Below are 6,684 nucleotides of genomic sequence, written 5' to 3' on the forward strand. Positions count from 1 at the left end.
GAAACACCGTCCGCAGACTCTCGTGCCGCGCCACCACATCACCCAGCGCCGCCCGCAACGCCCCCCGGTCCACCCCACCCCGCAGACGCAGGGCGAGCGGGATGTTGTACGTGGCCCCGGGGCCTTCGAGGCGGTCCAGGAACCACAGGCGGCGCTGGGCGAAGGACAGTGGGACGCGCTCGGGACGGACGGCGGGCAGCAGCGCCGGGCGGGCCGTGCCGGCCTCGCCCAGCCGCTCGGCGAGCGCGGCCGGCGTCGGTGCCTCGAAGAGGCTGCGGATGGCGAGTTCGACGCCGAGGGCGGCCCGGATCCGGCCGACCAGGCGGGTGGCGAGCAGGGAGTGCCCGCCGAGGTCGAAGAAGTGGTCGTCGGCGAAGACCTCGCGCACGCCGAGCACATCGGCGAAGAGGCCGCACAGGATCTCCTCCTGCGGGGTGCGCGGCGCCCGGCCGGCCTGGCCGGTGCTCTGGCCGGTGCCGTTCCCGGGCACGGGCAGGGCCTTGCGGTCCAGCTTGCCGTTGGGGGTGAGCGGCAGCGCGTCGAGGGTGACGAAGGCGGCCGGGACCATGTGGCCGGGCAGGCTGCGCGCGGCGTGCGCGCGGACCTGAGCGGGCTCGGCCCGCTGCCCGGCCGCCGGGACGAGGTAGGCGGCGAGGCGGCGGTCGCCGGGCCGGTCCTCGCGTACCACGACGGCGACCTGGGCCACCGCGGGGTGCGCGGCGAGAACCGCCTCGATCTCGCCGAGCTCGATCCGGAAACCGCGGATCTTGACCTGGTCGTCGGCCCGGCCGACGAACTCCAGGGCGCCGTTCTCCGTCCAGCGCGCCACGTCTCCGGTGCGGTACATCCGGGTGCCGGGGGCGCCGAACGGGTCGGCGACGAAGCGGCTCGCGGTCAGGCCGGGCCGGCCCCAGTAGCCCCGGGCGAGGCCCTCGCCCGCGACGTACATCTCCCCGGCGACGCCCGGCGCGGCGGGCCGCAGCCCGCCGTCGAGCACGTAGATCCGCAGGTCCGGGATGGCCCCGCCGATCATGCTGCCCGGCCCGGCGGCGGCGCTGGGGGCGTCGAGCGCGAGGTGGCTGACGTGCACCGTCGTCTCGGTGATGCCGTACATGTTCACCAGGACGGGTGCGTCGTCGGCGTGCCGGGCGTACCAGTCGCCGAGCCGCCACAGGTCGAGCGCCTCGCCGCCGAACACGACGTACCGCAGGCACAACCGGTCGCCGGTCCCGGGGTTCTCCCGGTCGGCCTGCATCAGCTGGTAGAAGGCCGACGGGGTCTGGTTGAGCACCGTCACCCGCTCCTCGGCGAGGAGCCGCAGGAACTCCTCCGGGGAGCGGGTGACGCCGTGCGGGACGACGACGAGCCGGCCGCCGTGCAGCAGCGGGCCCCACAGCTCCCACACCGAGAAGTCGAAGGCGTACGAGTGGAAGAGCGTCCACACGTCGTCGGGGCCGAAGTGGAACCAGTGGTCGGTCGCGGAGAAGAGGCGCACGACGTTGTGGTGCGGGACGACGACGCCCTTGGGGCGGCCGGTGGAGCCCGAGGTGTAGATCATGTAGGCGGGGTGGTGCGGGTGCACGTCCGCGGTGGGGGCGGTGGCGGGCTCGGCGGCGAGCGCCTGCACGGTCTCCGGCTCGTCGAGCTGCAGCCGTTCGGTGCCCTCGCCGAGGCCCGCGGGCAGGCCCGCGTCGGACCGGGTCACCAGCAGGGCGGGACGGGCGTCCTCGATCATGTGGGCGAGCCGGTCCGCCGGATAGTCGGGGTCGAGCGGCAGGTAGGCGGCGCCGGACTTGAGGACGGCGAGTACGGCGACCACGAGGTCGAGGGAGCGGGGCAGGGCGAGGGCGACGAACCGTTCGGGTCCCGCGCCGTGCCGGGCGAGCAGCCGGGCCAGACGGTTGGCGCGGGCGTCGAGTTCGGCGTACGTGAGCCGGTCGCCGCCGAGGGAGACGGCGACCGCGTCGGGGGTGCGGGCGGCCTGGGCGGCGAAGCGGTCGGTCAGCGTGCCGGGGACGGCGCGCGTGAGCCGGCCGGCCGGATCGGCGGGGGCCGGCTCGGTGGCCGGGCCGCCTCGGTGGCCGTTCCACTCCTCGACGATCCGGTGGAGCTCGTCGGCGTCGAGGACGTCGAAGCGGCCGGCGGGGCGGGCCGGATCGGCGGCGAACGTCTCGAAGATCCGCACCAGCCGGTCGGCGATGCGGCCTACCTCGTCGGTGCCGAAGAGGTCGGGCCGGTGGTCCAGGCGCATCGTCAGGCGTCCGTCGACCACGCCGGCTACGACGCCGAGGGCGTAGTGCGTGGCGTCGGTGGCGTGCAGGTCCGTCAGCCGCAGGCCGGGGCTGTCCGGCTGGAGTTCGGCCTGGTCCAGCGGGTAGTTCTCGAAGACCGCGATGGTGTCGAAGAGGGTGCCGTGCCCGGCCGCGCGCTGCACCTCGGTGAGACCGATGTGCTGATGGGCCATCAGGTCCGCCTGGCGGCGCTGGAGTCGGACCAGGGCGTCGGCGAACGGCTCGGCGGCGGGGAGTTCGATGCGCACCGGCAGGGTGTTGATGAACAGCCCGACCATGGTCTCGATGCCCGGTATCTCCGGCGGGCGCCCGGAGACGGTCGCGCCGAAGACGATGTCGTCGCGGCCGGTGAGCTTGGCGAGCAGCAGCGCCCAGGCGCCCTGCAGCACGGTGTTGAGCGTGACTCCGTGCTCGCGGGCCCGGTCGCGCAGCCGTGCGGTGAGCTGCTCGGTGAGGGCCACGGTGAGGTGTCCGGGCGGCACGGCGGGCGGCGGCGCGTCGGCGGGGGCGAGCAGGCTCGGGCCGTCCAGCCCGGACAGCGCCTCGCTCCAGGCGGCCTCGGCGGCCGCCTTGTCCTGCCCGTTCAGCCAGGCCAGGTACTGGCGGTACGGGGTGACCGCGGGCAGGGCGGTGTCGTCGCCGTGGGCCGCGTACAGCTGGAACAGCTCGCGGACCAGGACCGGCATGGACCAGCCGTCCATGAGGATGTGGTGCTTGGTGAGGACCAGGCGGTGCCGGTCCGCGCCGAGCCGGTACAGGGCGCAGCGCATCAGGGGCGGACGGGTCAGGTCGAACCGGGTGGCCCGGTCGGCGGCGAGCAGCCGGTCCAGCTCGGCGCGCTGCCGCTCGGGGTCGGTCTCGGCCGACAGGTCGGTCTCCGTCCACGGCAGTGCGACCTCGTGCGGCACGATCTGCACGGCACGGCTGAGTCCCTCGTGGCGGAACGCGGCGCGCAGGTTGGGGTGGCGGCGCAGCAGGCCCTCCGCGGCCGCGCGCAGCGCGCGGGCGTCCAGCGGCCCTTCCAGGTCGAAGCTCAGCTGCACGGTGTAGACGTCGGCGGCGTGCTCGTCGTAGAGCGCGTGGAAGAGCAGCCCTTCCTGCAGCGGCGAGAGCGGCAGTACGTCGGCGAGTCCCGGCTTCGTCATCGAGAGGTTCTCCAGTCGGCTTCCAGCAGGTCGATCTCGGCCTGGGACAGTGAGACGAGGGTCAGATCGGAGGGGGTGTGCCCGCCGGCCTCGGGGGCCCGGGCGTGGTCGGCCACGACGGCGAGGGCCCGCGCGAAGGTGTCGGCGAGGTCGGCGACCTCGGCGTCGGTGAACAGGTCGCCGGCCCAGGACCAGGTCGCCACCAGGCGGGGGCCTTCGGGGCGGTCCTCGGTGAGCGCGTTGAGTTCCAGTTCGTGGGTGAGCGGCATGGCGGGATCGGCCCCACCGCCGAGCGCCCCGGCCTCCGGCGCCGCGGTCCAGGGCTCCTCGCCCCGGGCGGCCGCCGGGAAGCGGCCCAGGTAGTTGAACCCGAGCTGCGGTGGTGCGGTGTGCGGCAGCGCCGCGCCGGGCGCCAGGTGGCGGATCATCCCGTAGCCGATGCCGCCGTCGGGCACCGCGCGCAGCTGCTCCTTGATCCGCTTCAGCGCCTCGCCGACGGCGGGCCCGCCGGACCAGAAGCCCGCGCGCTGCCCGGCTCCGGGATCGAGCCGCACCGGGTGCAGGCTGGTGAACCAGCCGACGGTGCGGGAGAGGTCGGCGCCGTCGACGACGTCCTCGCGGCCGTGCCCCTCCAGGTCCACCAGGACGGCCGTGTCCCCGCCCCTGGCGCGGCGGGCCCGCCAGTCGGCCACGGCGACCGCGAAGGCGGTGAGCAGGACGTCGTTGACGCCCGCGTGGTAGGCGGCGGGCACGTCGGCGAGCAGGGCCGCGGTGTGCTCGGCGGAGAGGGTGCGCGTGAGGCTGCGCTCGGTGGCGAAGGTGTCCCGTCCGAGGTCCAGGCGCCTGCTCCCGAGGACGGGATCGGCGCCGCCCGACTGCGCCTGCCAAAGGGGAAGTTCGCCCGTGCGCGCCGGTGCGGCCGCGGTCAGCGCCTCGGCCCACACCCGCAGCGGCGTGGGCACGGGAGCGGGGGCGGGCTCGGCGCCCTTGCCGAGTGCCTCGCAGGCGGCGGCGAGATCGGGCAGCAGGATGCGCCAGGAGACCCCGTCGACGACGAGGTGGTGGACGAGGAGCAGCAGCCGGCCGCTCCGTCCCGGCCCGGCGTCGAACCAGACCGCCTGGAGCATCACCCCGACGTCCGGGTCGAGCCGGCCGGCGGCCGCGTCCGCCTCGGCGGCGATCAACGCCCGCGGCGCTTCGGCGCCGGCGCCGGTACGGTCCTCGAGGCTGCCCGCGCCGTGAGCTCGGGGCCACTCCGCCCGGCGGACCAGGCCGGCCGCCCTGACCGTGCCCGGCTCCGGGACGTCGAGCGCCCAGTCGTCGTCGCGGACCAGCCGGGCGCGCAGGGCGTCGTGGTGGTCGAGGAGCGCCTGCAGGGCGGCGGTGAGCCGGTCCTCGGTGAGATCCGCCGGGGTGTGCACCAGGACGGACTGGTGGAACCGGTCGACGGGCCCGCCGCGTTCCCGCAGCCAGTGCACGATCGGTGTCGCCGGCACCCTGCCGGTGCCACCACCCGCCGGTACCGGCACCACGGGCGCGTCCTCGGCCGCCTCGGCGACCAGGGCCAGGCGGGCGGGCGTTCTGTGCTCGAAGACCTGGCCGGGCTTGATGACGAGTCCGGCCTGGCGGGCTCGGCTGACGAGCTGGATGGACATGATGCTGTCGCCGCCGAGATCGAAGAAGCTGTCGTCGGGCCCCACCGCCGAAAGGTTCAGCAGCTCCTGGAACAGACCGCACAGGATCTCCTCGCGCGCCCCGCTCGCCTGCCGTGCGCCGGGGGTGGTGGACAGGTCGGGGGCGGGCAGGGCCTTGCGGTCCAGCTTGCCGTTGGGCGTCTGCGGGAAGGCGTCGAGTACGACGACCGCTGCCGGGACCATGTAGTCGGGCAGGGACTCTCCCACGTGCGCGCGCAACCGCGCCGGGTCCGGGGTCTGCTGGTGGCGGGGGACGACGTAGGCGGCGAGCTGCTTGAGGCCAGGGGTGTCCTCGCGGACGAGGACGGTGACCTGGCCGACACTCTCGTGGCGGGCCAACACGGCCTCGATCTCGCCCAGTTCGATACGGAACCCGCGGATCTTGACCTGGTCGTCGGCCCGGCCCACATACTCCAGCTGACCGTCGGCCCGCCAGCGCACGAGGTCGCCCGTGCGATACATCCGCTCACCGGGTGCACCGAAGGGCGCGGCGACGAACCGCTCGGCGGTCAGAGCGGGCCGGCCCAGGTAGCCGCGGGCCAGCGAGGCGCCCGCGACATAGAGCTCGCCGGTCACGCCCGGCGGGACGGGACGCAGACGGGCGTCGAGGACGTAGAGACGGGAGTTGTAGACCGGCCGGCCGATCGGCGGGGCCTCGCCCGCGCCGAGCGCGCCGCTCATCGACGCGCAGACGGTGGTCTCCGTCGGCCCGTAGGCGTTGACCAGGCTCCGCCCCGCCGACCAGCGGGTGACGACCTCACCCGAGAGCGCCTCACCGGCGGAGACCAGCGTGCCCCCGGGCAGCAGCTCGTCCGCGGCGTCCATCGCGGCCAGCACCACCGGCGGCAGCGTGGCATGAGTGACACCGTGCGCCTTCAAAGTCTCGGCGAGGGGTTCGCCCGGCTGAAGGCCGTCCGCGCCCGCCACCACCACCGCGGCCCCGGACAGCAGGCCCATGCACAGCTCCCAGAACGTCGCGTCGAAACTCGGCGACGCGAACTGGAGCACCCGGCTGCCCGGACCCACACCCAGCCGCTCCGCCTGCGTGGCCAGCAGACTCGCCACACCCCCGTGCGAGACGACCACGCCCTTGGGACGCCCCGTCGAACCCGACGTGTAGATGACATAGGCCGGATGCTCGGGCAGGACGCGTGCCGCTTGGGCGGGGGCGGTGTCCGGCAGGCCTGCCTGGTCCAGGGATTCGAGCAGCAGAGGACGCGTCCCCTGCGGCAGCCGGTCGGCGGTGTCGGCCGTGGCCAGAACCAGCGCGGGCCGTGCGTCGTCGAGCATGTACGCGATCCGCTCCACCGGATAGGCGGGATCCACCGGCAGATACGCGCCGCCCGCCTTCCACACCGCCACCACGGCCACCACCAGCTCCTCGGTGGACCGCGGCAGCGCCAGCGCGACCAGCGACTCCGCACCGATCCCACACGCCCGCAACTCCTGCGCCAACCGCTCGGCCCGCCCGTCCAGTTCGGCCGCCGACAACGTCCCCGCGGCGGAGATCACCGCGGGCGCCCCCGGGTCCGCCGCCACCCGGCGCGCGAACAG

At 75.0% G+C, this 6,684-nt stretch carries 2 protein-coding genes; both read right to left on the bottom strand.

What is annotated here, in order from left to right:
• Window positions 1-3,436: amino acid adenylation domain-containing protein (locus ACF1A5_RS33645; protein ID WP_392196641.1), on the bottom strand; the 3,436-nt coding region annotated here is incomplete at its 3' end.
• Window positions 3,433-6,684, bottom strand: a 3,252-nt coding sequence (locus ACF1A5_RS33650; RefSeq protein ID WP_392196642.1) for an amino acid adenylation domain-containing protein, incomplete at its 5' end; no start/stop codon positions are given. The genes ACF1A5_RS33650 and ACF1A5_RS33645, both read right to left, overlap by 4 nt.

Source organism: Streptomyces sp. NPDC014864, assembly GCF_043081525.1.
GTDB lineage: Bacteria > Actinomycetota > Actinomycetes > Streptomycetales > Streptomycetaceae > Streptomyces.